The organism is Mesorhizobium sp. M7A.F.Ca.CA.001.04.2.1 (assembly GCF_003998485.1).
GTDB lineage: Bacteria > Pseudomonadota > Alphaproteobacteria > Rhizobiales > Rhizobiaceae > Mesorhizobium > Mesorhizobium ciceri.
Genome location: NZ_RZQT01000140.1, coordinates 1 through 15,213, shown reverse-complemented (window position 1 = coordinate 15,213; position 15,213 = coordinate 1). Strand labels below are relative to the sequence as shown.

General features: G+C 58.6%; 18 protein-coding genes and 1 pseudogene. 9 read left to right on the top strand and 10 right to left on the bottom strand.

The window, feature by feature from the left end; genetic code table 11:
• The 3 genes from EN955_RS29150 to EN955_RS29140 all read left to right on the top strand — a co-directional run.
• On the top strand, window positions 1-519 hold a 519-nt coding region (locus EN955_RS29150; protein ID WP_127223496.1), incomplete at its 5' end, for a response regulator.
• A gap of 111 nt (window positions 520-630) precedes the next feature.
• Window positions 631-957, top strand: a complete 327-nt coding sequence (locus EN955_RS29145) for a low affinity iron permease family protein (RefSeq protein WP_013525116.1) — start codon at window positions 631-633, stop codon at window positions 955-957.
• Window positions 902-2,290, top strand: a complete 1,389-nt coding sequence (locus tag EN955_RS29140; protein WP_127223495.1) for a phospholipase D-like domain-containing protein — start codon at window positions 902-904, stop codon at window positions 2,288-2,290. Before EN955_RS29145 ends, EN955_RS29140 begins: the two co-directional genes overlap by 56 nt.
• A gap of 144 nt (window positions 2,291-2,434) precedes the next feature.
• On the opposite strand, the gene EN955_RS29135 is transcribed toward EN955_RS29140, so the two are convergent.
• From EN955_RS29135 to EN955_RS29095, 7 genes are all read right to left on the bottom strand, one after another.
• Window positions 2,435-2,656 carry a hypothetical protein gene (locus EN955_RS29135; RefSeq protein WP_013525114.1) on the bottom strand — a complete coding sequence of 74 codons (222 nt, stop codon included), beginning with the start codon at window positions 2,654-2,656 and terminating at the stop codon, window positions 2,435-2,437.
• Window positions 2,657-2,665: 9 nt separating this feature from the next.
• Window positions 2,666-2,866: a hypothetical protein gene (locus EN955_RS29130; protein ID WP_013525113.1), complete on the bottom strand. Its 201-nt coding sequence runs from the start codon at window positions 2,864-2,866 to the stop codon at window positions 2,666-2,668.
• A 703-nt stretch (window positions 2,867-3,569) separates the two neighbouring features.
• Window positions 3,570-3,863: a DUF768 domain-containing protein gene (locus tag EN955_RS29120; protein WP_013525111.1), complete on the bottom strand. Its 294-nt coding sequence runs from the start codon at window positions 3,861-3,863 to the stop codon at window positions 3,570-3,572.
• A gap of 142 nt (window positions 3,864-4,005) precedes the next feature.
• Complete coding sequence (locus EN955_RS29115) at window positions 4,006-4,608, bottom strand: DUF4142 domain-containing protein (protein ID WP_050580502.1); 603 nt, start codon at window positions 4,606-4,608, stop codon at window positions 4,006-4,008.
• 59 nt (window positions 4,609-4,667) lie between these two features.
• Complete coding sequence (locus tag EN955_RS29110; RefSeq protein ID WP_013525109.1) at window positions 4,668-6,065, bottom strand: cytochrome b6; 1,398 nt, start codon at window positions 6,063-6,065, stop codon at window positions 4,668-4,670.
• A gap of 229 nt (window positions 6,066-6,294) precedes the next feature.
• Window positions 6,295-6,594, bottom strand: coding sequence for a hypothetical protein (locus EN955_RS29105; protein WP_024504632.1), 300 nt, complete (start codon window positions 6,592-6,594; stop codon window positions 6,295-6,297).
• 312 nt (window positions 6,595-6,906) lie between these two features.
• On the bottom strand, window positions 6,907-7,098 hold the full coding sequence (locus EN955_RS29095; protein ID WP_024504633.1) for a hypothetical protein: 192 nt from the start codon (window positions 7,096-7,098) through the stop codon (window positions 6,907-6,909).
• A 151-nt stretch (window positions 7,099-7,249) separates the two neighbouring features.
• On the opposite strand from EN955_RS29095, the gene EN955_RS29090 reads away from it, so the two are divergent.
• A complete protein-coding gene (locus EN955_RS29090; RefSeq protein ID WP_024504634.1) occupies window positions 7,250-7,759 on the top strand; it encodes a DUF892 family protein in 510 nt (169 codons plus the stop codon).
• A 510-nt stretch (window positions 7,760-8,269) separates the two neighbouring features.
• Here the strand turns inward: EN955_RS29090 and EN955_RS34915 are convergent.
• Window positions 8,270-8,434 (bottom strand): hypothetical protein, encoded by a 165-nt coding sequence (locus EN955_RS34915; protein ID WP_164752019.1) that lies wholly within the window; start codon window positions 8,432-8,434, stop codon window positions 8,270-8,272.
• Window positions 8,435-8,543: 109 nt separating this feature from the next.
• On the opposite strand from EN955_RS34915, the pseudogene EN955_RS29085 reads away from it, so the two are divergent.
• Together EN955_RS29085 and EN955_RS29080 are read left to right on the top strand one after the other, a co-directional pair.
• Window positions 8,544-8,729 (top strand): annotated as a pseudogene (locus EN955_RS29085) (amino acid synthesis family protein); the annotation flags it as partial.
• A gap of 449 nt (window positions 8,730-9,178) precedes the next feature.
• On the top strand, window positions 9,179-9,496 hold the full coding sequence (locus EN955_RS29080; protein ID WP_050580505.1) for a metalloregulator ArsR/SmtB family transcription factor: 318 nt from the start codon (window positions 9,179-9,181) through the stop codon (window positions 9,494-9,496).
• 114 nt (window positions 9,497-9,610) lie between these two features.
• On the opposite strand, the gene EN955_RS29075 is transcribed toward EN955_RS29080, so the two are convergent.
• Complete coding sequence (locus EN955_RS29075; protein ID WP_024504637.1) at window positions 9,611-9,910, bottom strand: DUF1236 domain-containing protein; 300 nt, start codon at window positions 9,908-9,910, stop codon at window positions 9,611-9,613.
• Window positions 9,911-10,384: 474 nt separating this feature from the next.
• On the opposite strand from EN955_RS29075, the gene EN955_RS29065 reads away from it, so the two are divergent.
• From EN955_RS29065 to EN955_RS29055, 3 genes are all read left to right on the top strand, one after another.
• Entirely contained in the window at window positions 10,385-10,762 is a 378-nt protein-coding gene (locus EN955_RS29065) for a low affinity iron permease family protein (protein ID WP_024504638.1), read from the top strand.
• An 800-nt stretch (window positions 10,763-11,562) separates the two neighbouring features.
• On the top strand, window positions 11,563-12,306 hold the full coding sequence (locus EN955_RS29060; RefSeq protein WP_024504639.1) for a DUF4142 domain-containing protein: 744 nt from the start codon (window positions 11,563-11,565) through the stop codon (window positions 12,304-12,306).
• A 22-nt stretch (window positions 12,307-12,328) separates the two neighbouring features.
• On the top strand, window positions 12,329-12,925 hold the full coding sequence (locus tag EN955_RS29055) for a hypothetical protein (protein ID WP_127223494.1): 597 nt from the start codon (window positions 12,329-12,331) through the stop codon (window positions 12,923-12,925).
• 500 nt (window positions 12,926-13,425) lie between these two features.
• Here EN955_RS29055 and EN955_RS29050 read toward each other — a convergent pair whose 3' ends face one another.
• Window positions 13,426-15,198 (bottom strand): SLC13 family permease, encoded by a 1,773-nt coding sequence (locus tag EN955_RS29050; RefSeq protein WP_127223497.1) that lies wholly within the window; start codon window positions 15,196-15,198, stop codon window positions 13,426-13,428.
• Window positions 15,199-15,213: the final 15 nt, after the last annotated feature.

Below are 15,213 nucleotides of genomic sequence, written 5' to 3'. Positions count from 1 at the left end.
GTGTATGGGTTTGTTCGTCAGTCCGGCGGCAGCGTCAAGATCTCTTCCGAACTCGGTGTCGGAACCACCTTGAAGATCTATCTACCGCGGTCGCATGGCGGCATTCCCGACAGCCCGGCCGCCGCCTTGGCGGGCGAGCATCCGGGACATTCAGACGAGGTCATCATGATCGTCGAGGATGAAGATCGTGTACGCCTGATGGCCGCAGAAGCGCTGCGAGAACTGGGCTATTCCGTCCTGGAAATGTCGGGGCCACGAGATGCACTTGCCGCCGTGGAGAGCGGGCATGTGCCTTCGCTTCTGTTCACCGATGTGGTCATGCCGGAAATGTCAGGCCGCGAACTGGTGGACAAGGTCAGGACATCGCACCCGTCACTAAAGGTGCTCTACACCACCGGCTACACGCGAAACGCGATTGTTCACAATGGCACGCTCGATTTTGGAACGGAGCTTTTGACCAAACCCTACACGATCGACGAGCTGGCCGAGAAGGTCCGAAAGGTGCTCGATCGAAAGTAACGATCGGCCAGAGGCGATGTACTCAAGCGGCCGACCCAAATCCACTGCAGGCACGGCGGGGCGGTATGATGTCTCGCTGGAACCAGGGGGGACTGCCGCGAGTTCTCTGGAATGGCAAATCATCCGATCACCAGCGCCCTTACCACAATCGGCACACTGACTTCCCGTCCCGCTGCGTTCCTGGTCTTGTTGGCCTACGCAATTCTTTGGATGATTTTCGAGCGACAGAGCTTGGATTGGCATGGAGCCGCAACATTGTTCACGTGGGCGATGACGCTGTTCATCCAGCGCGCGGAGCACCGCGACACTCAAGCGATCCACGCCAAGCTGGACGAGATCCTGCGGTCAGATCACGCGGCTTCAAACATCACCCGGATCGACGATGAAGAGCCTGAGGAGATCGAAAAACATCGCCATCGCCAGCAACTGGGCGATTGACGTGCAGCCTTTCGGTTCCGTTGCGTCAGGCGCCCGCAAGAAGACCTCCCGCATTGCGCCTTGGCGAAAGGTGCTCATCTATCTGGCCATCGCCGCCATCGGCAGCCTGCTCACGGTGTTGATCATAAACCTCACTCCACAGCCGCGCGTTCTACGATCTATCGTCCCCCACCGGTTCGACGCTACGGATCCCCAATTTCCCAAGACGATGAGCAGCTATTCGCAAGGGCAGATGTTCGGTTCCAACGCGGTCCAAACTCTCGTCAACGGAGACGAAATATTTCCCTCAATGCTGCAAGCAATCGGGGCGGCTCGATCCAGCGTCAACATGGAAACGTATATTTATTGGTCAGGAGCCATCGGCTACGAGTTCGCGATCGCATTGGCGACGAAGGCCCGCGAAGGCGTGGAAGTCCGCGTGAACGTCGACTGGGTTGGCAGCCTTCCCTTCGACGAGGACCTGATCCGCATCATGACGACGGCAGGTGTGCGGTTCGAACGCTATCGGCCGCTACGCTGGTATACGTTGGACCGTGTAAACAACCGAACTCATCGCAAGCTGCTGATCGTTGATGGCCGGATCGCTTTCACTGGCGGGGGCGGCATTGCCGATGATTGGCGCGGGAACGCACGCAACTCAAATGAATGGCGCGACACGCATTACCGGATCGAAGGACCAGCCGTGCCCGCATTCCAGGCGGCGTTCGCCGAAAACTGGCTTGAGACGACCGGCGAGACATTGCAGGGCGGGAAGTTCTACCCTGCAGTTGCGGCCGCTGGCGGTCTCGATGCGCAGTTGATACTTTCTTCGCAGCCAAACGGCTCGGAGAACATGGAGTTGATGATGTTGGCGGCAATAGCCGCGGCCAAGGATCATCTGCGCATCGGCATGGCCTACTTCGTGCCGGACGACATCGCGCTGCAGCAGATTCTTGATGCAAGGAAGCGAGGCGTCTCGGTCGATGTCATCGTTCCCAATTGGCTCACGGATGTGCCTGTGGTGCGAAAGGGCTCGCGCTTTTTCTGGGGCGAATTGCTCAAGGCCGGTGTGCGCATCTTTGAGTTTCAACCCACAATGTACCATCCCAAGCTTTTGATCGTCGACGATGCCTGGGTGAGCTTTGGCTCGGCTAATCTGGATGAGCGATCCTTGCGCCTCAACGATGAGGCCAGTCTGAACGTCTACGGCTTGGAATTCGCGCGGACGCAAATAGACGTTTTCAACGAGGACCTGAAGCGATCAAGGCAGGTCAGTCTGGAAGAATGGCAAGCGCGTCCGCTAAGCGAAAAGGTCACCGACTACTTTGCGAGCAGGTTTCGCTCCCAGCTCTGATAATGGCGAGGAGGCGGAGATCCAAAGTCCCCGCGATTGCTCGCCAGGTATTTCGCAGCCTTGCTGGATCAGGTCGCGGAAGCCCTCCCTCCCAGCCGCGCTCGCCGCTGGACTCTCCCAGTGTTCCGCACGGATGTGGAGAGCCTAAAAGACTTCGATCACCTTACGGCTTCTCTTTTTGAGAGCCTGGATGGGTTTGCGGCGAGTTTGCGGCTGCGCCGGCGACGACTCCACCGGACGCTGTGCAAGCCTTGCTTGTCTCAGCCGCGCCGTCTTCTCGGCGCGTTGTGCGCGTTCAGCGTCCAGCGTCTCTTGGCTGATGCGTTTGGCGCGGTCGTATCTTTCCTTGTCATGATTGCGCGTCACGGACACCTCCTAGCCAGCAACAAAAATCCTGCGAACCTTTTTGGTGACACGCTGCTTGCGTTCTATGGGAGACGGCGTGATGGCCTGTGCGAGGCGCGCTTCCTTTAACCGCGCCGTCTTGGCGGCGCGCTCAGCACGTTCCTTGTCGACAATGATTGCTGCAGCTGATGTGGTCTTCTCGTTGCGAGCGTCATTATTGGTCCGCGGCATCTCAGCGCCTCGCCTTAATTCTTGTCGCCCGCAGAGCCATTTTGTACCTGGGTCGTGCTCTAACCTGGTGTATCGCCCCCTTGGGCGAGATTTTGCCTCGATGAGCCGGCTTCATGCGCAGGTGGTTGTCGTTGTCCGCTTGTGGGATGGCCATCTCGGTTCTCCTATGCGGGCCGAACTTCGATATGACACAAGTGTTCCAAGGCAACGCGCAAGCTGCTGGGCTATTTTCGAGGCAAGGAAACGCGCTTCAGGCGCGTGATCGGGGAACCGTGACAGGGGGCCGTAGCTGGAACTTTGAGAGCGCAGATAGCGTCGGCGCCTGCACACGGCGGCCCTCTCCCAAAAGCTGTCAGCCGCGGCGGTGCGATTACCGGCAGCAAAGGAGCTTGGTGTCGACGATGAACTTCCTGGCGACGAGATCGTTCGGACATTGCTGCAGCGCAGGATCCCCCCGCGAGCGCATTAGCTGGGTATTGTATGGCGTTAGGGCCGTTGAACCACCACCGGGGTGTGTCAGTAGCACCTTACAGGCAGCCGCAGGTCCAAACGAGCAGCACCGTTCCAAGCGCATAAGGGACCAGAAGCAAACCTATCGTCACCCAGAAAGCCGGCTCTGCCAAGGCGGCCATGTCCTTGCGAAACTGCTCCATGGGGCTACCCCGGCAACTTCGACAAACGAAAAGAGCTGATCTGGTATGGCCTACGGCCCGCTTTTGGCATCTTCGACCTCCAGCGCATCCATGAGGGCTGCCACATCGCTGGGTTCGCCAGCGGCGTCACCATGCACGCCAGTTCGCGCTTTCTTGAGCGCTTGCTCGATCGCATCTTCAATGTTTCCGAGCTCGTCCTCACGCACCTCGCGACCATAACCGGCCGCTTCGGCATCCTGCTCGAATTGCTGAGCCAGCACGGCGAAGCTCACTTCCTCTTGGCCGGCAAGAGTGCCGACATTCTCCTGCAGCCAGCTTTCAAAAAACTCTTTGGTCGCGTTCATCGGATAACTCCTCCACCGGATTAAGCGCGGCGGCGATCCGAAGTTCCGCCATGGCGTCACTTTCTCAATCAGACGAACAGAAGCGCGTGCGCTGACATTCACGGAAGGCAGCTGAACTTTCAGGTGCCACATGACCGCCGCTTCATTTGGCCTTTTGCGTATCCGGCGCGAACAGGGCTTGGCCTGCCAGCTTCGCGTGCAACGTGCGGGCCAGGTCAAGATGTTCAAGCACCGTCGGCAGCTTTTCGGAGGCGAAGCGCTGAAGCGCTGCATCCTCGCCCGAGCCTATCTCCCAAGCCAGGAGCTGCGCCGTCCTTTGGTGATCGACGATCTGCGCCCTCAGGTACGCCAGCTCAAACGCGGCGCCGTCGAGCTTTTCGAGATCGGAACGGATGTTCTTGTGATCTGGATCGAGCCCTTCGGGAAGTGGAATCTTGCTTTTATCGGCCACGGATTTCAGCTGCTCATTGGCCTTGTTGTGATCATCGACCATCCGATTTGCAAATTCACGGAGGTCTTCGTGGCTTGTCTTTCCAGCCGCGAGTCGCCCGAACTCTATCTCGGCCCTGCCGCCTGCCGTAATTAGCTGTACGAAAAGCCGATCCTGATAATTCGTCTGGTGCGGTGCTGGAACTCCAGGCTTCTCCATACTGGTATCGGGGGCAAGACCGGCTGGATTGCCGATTTGCGCCAGCGCACAGCAGGGCGACAATGCCAGGACTACTGTCATTATGGCGGCACGCATGAACTGTCCTCCATTCAATACCTAGTTAATTGTCGGCCACGGTTTTTCCCGGATGATGTCTAGAGCGTGAGCAAATAGGCCACCAATGCTTCCTTTTCCGATTGGTCGAGCTTCGTTCCGAGCACCAGGTTGAAGAACTCAACGGTATCGCCCAGCGTCATCAGACGGCCGTCATGAAGATAGGGCGGAGAATCCTTGATCCCGCGCAACGTGAAGGTCTTGATGGGTCCATCTGGAATGGCAACCTGGTCGTTGAACGTCTGACCAACTTTGTAGAATCGCTCGAGCTTCAGGTCGTGCATATTGTTGTCCATGAAGGACTGGGCTGGAACATGACATTCGCCGCAGCGGCCCTTTCCCATGAACACCTGCTCGCCCTTGATCTCCAGCGCACTGGCGGTAGCCGGGTCAAGTCGTCCAAAGGGATCGAGCTTGGGTGCCGGAGGAAAATCGATGATGTTCTGCATCTGCGCCATCATCGCGACCTGGTTGGGCCGATCCGGCAGGTTCACGCCCTTGCGGGTGGCGCTCACGTGATCGCCGTTGAAATAGGCGGTGCGCTGTTCGAACTCCGTAAAGTCTTCCACGGAACGCAGCGAGCGCTTGGATCCGTGGATCTGCTGGTTGAACAAGCCGCGCAGGCTGGTTGTGTCGAGCCGGAAGCGCTCGGCTTGCGGCCGCACGTCCGGGGTGAGGTGAAACGCCCCGTTGGTGTGGAAATTGGAATGGCAATCGAGGCAAGCGACACCCGTGCTTTGCATCGCTACCTTCCTGTCCTCGGTCTGGTTGAATTCCTCCTGCGGAAATGGCGTCAGCAGCAGACGAAGTCCTTCCATCTGCACGGGCGTGATGATGCCGTTCATGTATTCGTAGAAGTTGCGTATCGTCAGCAGATCCCCTCGCGACACATCTCCAAGCTCCGGGTGCGTGGTCAGAAATATTGGAGGTGGAAACTCCGGGGTAAGGTGATCCGGTAGATCGAAATCGACGTCGAAGCGGCGCAGATCGCGTCCTTCATCAGCGCCGATCTCTCTAATCTCACTTTCAGGAAAGACCTGACCTCCGGCGGCCTGCTTGACGTGCGGCAACGGTAGGAAGCCTTGCGGCAACAGACCACGATCACGAATTTCCTGAGGGGTTTTCGCTGCCAGGCTGCTCCAGGTTTCGCCTGCCGGCAGTTTCACTCGCGAGCCTTCTTGTACAGCCTTGCGCCCGCCCGACATCATGACGCCGGGCATCGGCCGGTCGGCCAGATCGTAACGGCTCTCGAGCAGGCCGCGTTGCCGTTGTGTCACAGCCGGCTTTTGCGCCTCGTCAGTTTCCTTGACCGCAGAAAAAGGCAAGCTTGGCAATGGTCGATACGTCAGATCCGGCGGCAGCGGGTCCGAAGCAACATTGAGCGTGAACGTTGCAGCGCCAAGCAGGACCGGCAAACCAAGATTGAAGATGCGCGACATATCCCCTCCCCACAGCGTTGAATTTGGCCCCAACCAGTGCGCGCCAGCTTTGTTCCATAGCTTTGATAGCCCCAACGCTCACGCTCGGCTTTCGATGATCGCCGGTGTCGCTGCTTTGGAGGGTGCGATCTGCGTGCCTTGCCTGCGTGCCGCTCTCGCCATCTTCTGGCTGATGAGTGCACGTCCGCTACCGACTCGTGGCCTTGTAGCCCGCACCGAGCGAAGCTATCTATCCCGACATTCCGGATTGTATCACCCCATCGGCCGACGACCCGTCAGACATCGCCGCATTGTTGATCTGGTCCGTCCCGAACTGAGCGACCTGAACCATCATAGCCCTGGCCTTTGCAATGAGTTCATCGTCGGGAAGAGTATGCCCGGCCTGCAGGGTAACTGTAATACACTCGCCTCCCTCGCCCCGAAATTCCACGACCGGAGCCTGGTCTCGGCTGACGACAACTCCCATCATCTGCATAAAAACCTCCTCGTCGCTTCCTGTTGGCCAGACAAACGCACCCAGCTCGGCCATCTAATCCTTGACATAGGCCCCAGGTTGACGCCCGCCTCTGGGCGCCTTGGCGTCTTTCGAATGCTCGGCGACCGCAGGGCCTGCTCCGGATATTTTCTCTGGGGCCGGTGAAGGTGTCGCCGACTTTGACGGGGTCCTGCCGCTCGATTTCTCGGGGCGGTGTGATATGTCAGTTGAAGACTTGTCTGAAGAAGTCATGGCTCTTTCCCTAGCGCGAAAACCCCAATACCAACCTGCGAAAGGCCGTGACGTTCCATCGTGATATGATCTCCGTTGTTGAACCTGCCTCGCTGGGGCGCACCGGCAACGGGCTTATTTCGCAAGACGAATAGCAACGGCCAAGGCGCTCGGGCAAGACACAGCCTGACACGTCGCGGTGCGGGTATTGGAATGCGAGCCGACGCGAAACGCTTCATTGAGATCATCCATCACGGAACCCGCGGCAGGCAGCAGCTTCGTCATTTCTGCAGGAATGCGTTTTGCCAACGCGGACACCGCGACCATGCCCGTCGCCCGCCACTCTCTCCTGGTGCCAAGCGCCCGCTTGCAGCGCCTACCTCCAGGAGCCTGCAATACAGGCTGACTCGGCAGCTCAACCGATGAGGAACAATATCTCCCTTTGAAAGTTCTGGCCGACCCATGAAGGAGGTATGAAATGTCAGAATCACGCGAATGGCTTGTCCAATGGCTCAGGGATGCTCACGCCATGGAGGAGCAGGCCGAAACCATGTTGAATGGGCAACTGAACCGGATAGAGAACTATCCTGAGCTCAGCGAGCGGATTCGCCAGCACATCCAGGAGACCAGACAGCAGGCTGCTCGGCTGGAAACCTGTCTTGACCGCATCGGACAAGGATCTTCCACACTGAAGGATGCCGGCGGCAAGCTGACGGCAATGGCGCAGTCGCTCAGTGGGGTGTTCGCCGGGGACGAAGTGATGAAGGGATCGCTTGCAAGCTACACGTTCGAGCACATGGAAATCGCCTCCTACACAATCCTGATCGCCGCCGCCAAATCGCTAGGCGAAGCAGAGGTCGCCCAGCTCTGCGAAGAGAATCTGCGTGAGGAAGTTGCGATGGCGGACTGGTTGAAAAGCCATATTCCAGCGACAGCCGAGCAGTTCCTCGCGCGGGCCGACTCGGAGAGTGACAACGCCAAGCGCTGATCTACGATCGTGGCTCGCAGGCGATAGTGAGCACCGGTCAGCGCAGCGTACGGGCCCACGCTGACCGCCGTGGCGCGGGCCCACATAGCAACTACCTTGACCAGGTAATATTCGTATCGGTCTTGGGGGTGACCGTCCTGTTTGGGCGGCAACGACAAAACGACCTGGTCTGATGACGGCAGTTCCTCATGCGGGCGTGGAGCGTCATTCCGATTGAAAACAGGAACTGAGAGAGCGGCATCTTGCATCAAGACGCAAGTCGCAAGAAGCATCGTTAGGCCACTGAAGTGAGAACCTCCGTCGGGCCGGGCCACGAAACATTCGGCAGCGGTCGGGCGTTGTCTCGGGAGTTTGGGGCGACCCGCACCGCCATGTTTTCTTGGCAGGTGATCGAGTGCGTTCTGGGAAATGCGCGTGCCACGCGGCCTCCGTTATGGCCTGACGATTCGTCCCATCAAGCTGGTCGTTTGTGCCCTCATGCGAGGAGGAAGTCCTTCCAGGCCGAGCGGGTCAGGCAACACCGGAGTATTTTTTCATTACCCTTGCTGCTCGCACGAGTGACGACCAATCAGCTCCCATAGTGGCGACGAGGTCACTAGCTTCTTCGCTGGAAATGCCGGTGCGGGCGGCGAGCTTCTTCGCAAGCAAATCGAAAGCCAGTTCGACTATCGTCATCGTTCAGCCCTTTCGCTAAGCTCTCCAATACCCTCTCGGAGGGTCTCTCGCATTAGCCCATGTTAATGACGCCATTATCCGCGAGGCGAGAAGCAATTTCCTTCACCTCGTGGGCGGCACGACCTATCTCGAATTCTGCAACACACGCAGCGCGCCTGGCGCGCTGCTGTCGCTTCCGATGATGCACAAGAGTGAGAACGGTCGCCGCTCACACTTCATCACCGCCAATTTTCAGATCGCAGACGGCCCGGCTGCCGACGAGATCGTCGTGGCCATCGGTGCTGCGGACGGCGGCTGGGTCGGCATGCGTCAGGAAGGCAGTCGCCGATTGACGGGAACAATTTAGCGAACAGTAAATTCAACGGTCTTCTGGTAGGAGGCAAAAGTGTCCCAGCGAAGCGTCGACAAAGACCGATTGGAGCGCGCAGACCGCGAGGCAAAAGTTGCTAACGCGGCCGAGAGAGAGGCGCGTTATTTGAAAACTGCGCGACTTCGAGAACAACGCCTTGCTGCCGAAGCCAAGGGTCCCCAGGCTTCGAAGAAAGGCCGATCCAGGAGCTAAGGCGCTTAGCCGCCGAGGCTGGCCGTGAGACAGCGACGCCCTTCTGATGGAACATACACCACGCTAATAGTTCTAGCGCGCCGGGCACGCGACGATCCCGGCACATCCTCATTGGGGCGCCCGCCGCTGCCGTCAAGGAGGCCGGCGCAAGGCGCGCTCGACGCGTGAGCGAGGGGAACATCATGAATCCCGAAAAGCCCAGCATTTATGCGCCATCCGCCGAGCTGCTCGCTGCCATGGCTAATGAAAAGCGCCTTCTCGCTCTAATGATTCTTGCTGACGGAGAAATGTCCGTTTCTGATCTGGCGCCGCGATTGGGGCTTAGCAACTCAGCACTCTCCCAGCATCTCGGCATGATGCGAGAATCTGGTCTGGTCACCCGGAGGCAGGAGCGCCATAAAGCGTATTACTCGTGCACAGATCTTGCCCTGAAAGTCCTTGAGCTCCTGGACTGGCTTGTTGAGCGGAAAACTCTGCCTGGCGGCGACCATCATCCATAAAGCCGGACCTTTGGAAGGTTGCGATGTCGGGACTCAAGGCTCGTCACCGGATTGTGGAGATTTGTAAGCTTCGACCCCGCCGCCAGGCGATGGCGGCGGGGTTGGATGGTTCGTTCAGTCGTAAACCTTGATGATTTTTCGGGTGCCCGGGTCCACCAGCACCGTGCGGTTGTCGACCACAACGTAGCGATATTTGACGTTGGGGACCTCATGGATCTCAACCGTTTCCGGCAGGGCTGTCCCGACATTCAGTTCCACGCCGGGGAGCTTGACCGACGCCAGGGGCTGCTTCTTCACATATTCGCGGATGACGGTGTCCTGTTCCGGCTGGATGATGACGTCGTCCGCGGCGGCTGAGCCGATCCCAGCCAATAGCAACATCGCTGCTGCGGTGTTCTTTAGAAGCATGTTCATATCTGCACTCCTGTAGGGACGGGCGCAACACGATCATCGTCCCGCGCCGCCCGGCAAGTTGAACATGGAGCCGCCCTAAACGTTCCGCCCTAGGTACTTAGGTCTAGTCCCCTTGGGACCTAAGTCTGGTTCTGGAAACCGCATTGGTCCTGTCAGCGGCAGCGGCTGGAACGCTTGGCTTCCGCGGCTGTTGTCTCTCGAATTTGGAAGAATGCAGATGGATAAAGTGTGGACCAAGCACGCTGGTTATTCGCGGCTGTTCCCTTTCTCGTGATGGCACTCGTTCTTGGCTGGCATGTGGTGGATCGGCGGGCAAACGTCCCTTCCGACGCCGAACCCGTATCTTTAACCTGCAGTAGGTGACCTGATGTTGCGCGACAAGGAGAGTCGGATCTTAGAGGCAGGCCTGTTGGCGGCGGTGCCTGTTTGTGTGGCGATTACCGCACTGGTCGCCTTGATGACCTTGGCCAGCATATGAATCGGTTCCTTTTCGCGGCCTCCGACTTCCTATCTCGGCCGCCAGGCTTCTATGTCATGCTCATGGCAATGGTTTTGTGCACCGCCCTGGTGCCTTTTGGACTGACAAATGCGGTCACCTATGCCCTGTCGGTTGCCGCCATCGTGATCACCGGTGTTGTCCTTTTACAAGGCTATCGCGATACCGCCGCCATTCACGCAAAACTCGACGAGATCATCGTTTCACTGAAGGAAACCAGGAACGACGTTGTCGGATTGGAGCATGCCGAGCCGGACGAGATCAGGGAGAAGCTTGTAAAACTCGAAGAAGAAGCGTCCCAAACGATCGGGGCTGCCAGGCGCGAACTTTCGAAAGCAACAGGAGAGAGATCATGAACAATCTCATTTGGCTCGTTGGTGCGGTGGTCGTCGTCTTGGCGATTTTGAGTTTTTTTGGCCTTCGGTAGGCGACGAGCATTTCCGCCGACAACCTGAAGGATCAGGGGGAACTACACTTGGCGTCGCAAATTGCTTTCATGAATGACAATCAGCCGCCCCCCGACAAGTTGATATCCGAGCCACCGCCAGATTGGCAGGGCGTGTTTTTTGCCACCGCTGCCCTCGTCTCGTCCTTATGCGCCCTGCTGCTGGCATTTTGGATGTCTGTTTGATCGCTGTCGGAGGGGCCATTGTCCTATAAAGAGCCAAAAAGGTTTGGCATCAAAGTTGCTTTGACAAGTTGGGGCGGATGAAGCCCGCCGCTTCGCAAATGGGGCGGCGGGCTTTCATAAGCTAACCCTCAGAAACGAGCCTTGGCCGGCATTTTACTTGGCGAAGGTCACGCATGTCGACCTGCTGACGCCGCCGGGATGCCTGGGTAAGCGCAATCTGTTGCGCTACTGACATCTTTCCGCCGTGTGGTGATCTTCTGGTCGGCCGTCCCGTCTGCTTCAGGCTCTTTGCCGGCAAGCATACCAAACTCACCGTTGGTTTTCCGCCATCAGGTCCCCTCTGCGAGCAATGGCAACTCTTCGATCGGTCTGGGGTTCCTGGACAATCTGGGATCGGTGTCACTCCGCCCAGCTCGTGACGGCGGGAATGGCGCCCCGAAAATATCCGACATTTATCAAGGCCCGGAACAAAGATGGCGCCGGGAGATTGGAGTTCATCGTCCTCCTCAACCAAGGAACCTAAGCATGAGAACCAAACTACGCATGGCATCGCTGTCGATCGCGACCGCAATGACCGCTGTACTGCCTGCCTTGTCAGCAGAGACGGCCCAGGACTTCGTCACGAAGGCCGCGATCGGCGGGATGTTCGAAGTGCAGTCCAGCAAGGTCGCTCAAAGCAAGCTCCAGGATCCGACCCTTAAGGATTTCGCGCAGAAGATGATCTCCGACCACGGTGCTGCGAACGCCAAACTCGAGAGTATTGCCGGCGAACAGAAATTGCAGGTGCCCGCCGACCTCGACGCTGCCCACAAGAGCGACGTCGACAAGTTGCAGTCAGCTGCGGCGCCAGTCGATGCAACCTATGCCGACATGCAGAAGACGGCGCATGCCGATGCTGTAAGCATGTTTGAAAGCTACGCCAGGGACGGCGACAATTCCGCTCTCAAGTCGTTTGCAAGCGAGACGTTGCCGACACTCAAGATGCATCAGGAGATGGTTGGCAAGGTCGCGGCTGCCGCTCCTGCCCCCGACAGTTCCGCGCCAGCCGCGTCCGATGCGGCCGCCACAAATTCTGTGGCCCCGGTGCCTGGCGCCAACAGCTTCACCGAGGACCAGGCCAAGAACGCCATCGAGAAGGCGGGCTACTCGGACGTCTCCGCCCTGACGAAGGATGACAAGGGCATCTGGCGTGGAACGGCGAGCAAGGACGGCAAAGCAGCACCCATCGCCCTCGACTTTCAAGGCAACGTCGTTGCCGGCAAGAATTGATCTCCAACCAAGGACAAATCAAATGAAAACCGTAACAGGCCTCTTCGACAATTATGATCAAGCAAGCGACGCTGTGGGCGAGCTTGAAGCCACGGGCGTTCCGCACGACGATATTAGCATCGTGGCGGGTAATTCGGGCGGCCGGCTTACGGGCGAAGCGTCGGAGGCTGGCGAGGATGCGGCAGCAGGGGCTGGTGTCGGCGCCGTAGTCGGCGGGGCCGGCGGCCTGCTCACCGGCCTTGGCCTGATGGCCATACCTGGTCTCGGCCCCGGGGTTGCCGCGGGCTGGCTGGCAGCGACTGCGGTCGGCGCTGTCGGCGGTGCCGTGGTCGGTGGCGCAGCTGGCGGCATCATCGGCGCGATGACAGAGTCCGGTGTGCCGGAAAGCGACGCACATGTTTATGCCGAAGGCGTTCGGCGCGGGGGAACAATGGTTATAGCCAGGGTCGAAGACGACCTTGTCCCCGACGCGGAACAGATACTGAAGCAATATAATTCCGTCGACATAGCCCATCGGCGAACCGAATACGAAGCAGGCGGTTGGACCGGCTTCGATCCAACGGATGAAGTCTACACAGGTGATGACCTGGAAAGCGCCAGAGGTCGTCGCAACGTGTGAGATGAAATGACTGGGCGGCTAACAGCCGCCCTCGTCCTTCCTGCGCGATGTGCAACGCTGGTATCTCAGGTAGCACCAAGGTCGAATGGTCGTCGCGACGACTTGCAGTTCACCAGGGCCCTGCCGCTGAGCAACACACGACTTGTGATGCTGATCGCAGCCCGAAAGGGCCTCGTATTCTCGAAGAAAGCGTTATCGGCCTGTCGTCATCACGAAGGTGAACCGGCTTTTCCTAGGTGAGAAACGACGTCAATACTCCGCCAAGCCCCTGACAATCTCGCTGCGGTGTATAGTCCATGGCCTAAGGTTTGTTTGCTGGCTTTCCCTTTGCCCCGATAGAGCGGCCGGAACACAGTTTCTGTTGCCGCGGGCGGGACGAGAGGGGAACTGCTGGCGACACTGACCGCAGGTTGGCCAGCCCGCGTCAGGCTTGCGCGGCGACCTCATTCACGATTGTGGTGTCGTGTGGGATTTCCAAGAAGGCATCCGAATATCGGATGTCAGTTCATTGGCCAGACGATCATAAGCATCGGCACAGCAACAATGACTACGAGGAAAGACAGGGGAAGTCCCAGACGCGGATAGTCGCTGAAGCGGTAGCCACCCGGCCCCATGACAAGCGTGTTGCACTGGTGTCCGATCGGGGTGAGAAAATCACAGCCGGCGCCAATGGCGACAGCCATCAAAAACGGTTCGGGCCTGTAGCCCAGATCACTAGCAAATTCGGCGGCGATAGGCGCCATGACAAGGACGGTGGCGGCATTGTTGAGGAATGGCGTAACGGCCATGGCGGCGACAAGGATGAGCGTCAGTGCGCCGGACGCCGGAAGGAGGGTCCCCAGTCTAGCAAGCTCGCCGGCAACTACTCCCGTAGCTCCTGTACTGCGTAGTGAATCGCTCACTGGAATGAGAACGGCGAGCATGACGAGGATAGGCCCATCGAGCGATTGGTAAACATCGCGGAGCGGAATGACCTTGAAAAGCACAATCGCGACCGCGGCCGCGAAAAAAGCGACGGACACTGGCAGCAGCCCAAACGCCGTCGCCACCATGGCGAGAGCAAGGACCACTACCGGCACGATACCCTTGCGGACGCTACCAAGAAGGATAGCCCTTTCTGCCAGCGGTAAGCAGCCGAGTTCACGAAGTATCTCGGGCATCCTCGCTGCACTGCCCCGCAAGACGACAACGTCCCCGAGCCTCAGCTCGACTGCGGCCAGCCTGCGGTCGAGGCGCTCCCCACGACGGCTGACGGCCAGGAGGTTGACGTTGAAGCGATCGTAAAGGGCAAGGCGCTGGGCGGTCCAGCCGATCAAAGAGGAGCTTTCACCGATTACGGCTTCGATAGCGACCATCTCGTTGGTGGTGTCGTCACCACCGCCCCTATCCCCGGTCACGCTGAGCCTGCCCTGGGAGACAAGGCGATCCAGCGCTTCTGGGTCGCCCTCGAGCAACAGGATGTCATCCACCTTGAGGACCACGTCGGGCAGTGGCGTCATCCGCATCGTGCGATTGCGCAGGATCGACGTCACGATTGCATCGCCCCCGGCGAGCTTCATGAGGTCTGCGACGGTTTTCCCGAGCACCGTGGAGTCGGCGACAATTCGAGCCTCTGTAAGGTAATTCTTGATGTCGAGGGCTTCATTCAGTGACCCGCCATGCTTTTCGCGCACCGGCAACAACCAATAGAAAAACAGCAGGAAGATCGTTCCGGCAGCGGCTATGGCAGCTCCAACAGGTGTGAAGTCGAACATTGTGAAGGCGGTTCCGATCAGCTCCTCTCGCACTCGGGACACTACGATGTTGGGTGATGTTCCCACCTGCGTCATTAGTCCGCCGAGCAGTGACCCGAATGCCATGGGCATCAGGAATATCGAGGGTGAAATGTTAGACCGGCGCGCGAACTGGAAGGCGATCGGAATCATGATAGCGAGCGCCCCGATATTCTTTACAAAGGCAGAGAGGATCGTGACCACGATCACCAGCAGCGCCAGTTGCGACCGAACTCCCGATAATTTCGGAGCAAAGCGCTTGATCGCTGCCTCCATGATACCCGAGCGTGCTATCCCTGCGCTCACCAGCAGAGCACTGCCGACAATAATCACGATATCGTCGCTGAACCCGCTGAAGGCTTCGTCAAAAGGCACAATGCCAACCGCGACAGCAAGCAACAGTGCCACAGCCGCGACCAGATCATATCGATAGCGACCCCACACGAACGCTGCCATCATCACGCAGGTTACGGCAAATGACACAATTTGCGGCGTAGTCAGGTCTTCGCATGCCCC

Bases quoted from the DNA above. Each gene is read 5' to 3' on its own strand.
- EN955_RS29145 (WP_013525116.1), top strand. From the start codon at position 631: ATGGCAAATCATCCGATCACCAGCGCCCTTACCACAATCGGCACACTG.
- EN955_RS29140 (WP_127223495.1), top strand. From the start codon at position 902: ATGAAGAGCCTGAGGAGATCGAAAAACATCGCCATCGCCAGCAACTGG.
- EN955_RS29130 (WP_013525113.1), bottom strand. From the start codon at position 2,866: ATGCCGCGGACCAATAATGACGCTCGCAACGAGAAGACCACATCAGCT.
- EN955_RS29120 (WP_013525111.1), bottom strand. From the start codon at position 3,863: ATGAACGCGACCAAAGAGTTTTTTGAAAGCTGGCTGCAGGAGAATGTC.
- EN955_RS29115 (WP_050580502.1), bottom strand. From the start codon at position 4,608: ATGCGTGCCGCCATAATGACAGTAGTCCTGGCATTGTCGCCCTGCTGT.
- EN955_RS29110 (WP_013525109.1), bottom strand. From the start codon at position 6,065: ATGTCGCGCATCTTCAATCTTGGTTTGCCGGTCCTGCTTGGCGCTGCA.
- EN955_RS29105 (WP_024504632.1), bottom strand. From the start codon at position 6,594: ATGGCCGAGCTGGGTGCGTTTGTCTGGCCAACAGGAAGCGACGAGGAG.
- EN955_RS29095 (WP_024504633.1), bottom strand. From the start codon at position 7,098: ATGGTCGCGGTGTCCGCGTTGGCAAAACGCATTCCTGCAGAAATGACG.
- EN955_RS29090 (WP_024504634.1), top strand. From the start codon at position 7,250: ATGTCAGAATCACGCGAATGGCTTGTCCAATGGCTCAGGGATGCTCAC.
- EN955_RS34915 (WP_164752019.1), bottom strand. From the start codon at position 8,434: ATGACGATAGTCGAACTGGCTTTCGATTTGCTTGCGAAGAAGCTCGCC.
- EN955_RS29080 (WP_050580505.1), top strand. From the start codon at position 9,179: ATGAATCCCGAAAAGCCCAGCATTTATGCGCCATCCGCCGAGCTGCTC.
- EN955_RS29075 (WP_024504637.1), bottom strand. From the start codon at position 9,910: ATGAACATGCTTCTAAAGAACACCGCAGCAGCGATGTTGCTATTGGCT.
- EN955_RS29065 (WP_024504638.1), top strand. From the start codon at position 10,385: ATGAATCGGTTCCTTTTCGCGGCCTCCGACTTCCTATCTCGGCCGCCA.
- EN955_RS29060 (WP_024504639.1), top strand. From the start codon at position 11,563: ATGAGAACCAAACTACGCATGGCATCGCTGTCGATCGCGACCGCAATG.
- EN955_RS29055 (WP_127223494.1), top strand. From the start codon at position 12,329: ATGAAAACCGTAACAGGCCTCTTCGACAATTATGATCAAGCAAGCGAC.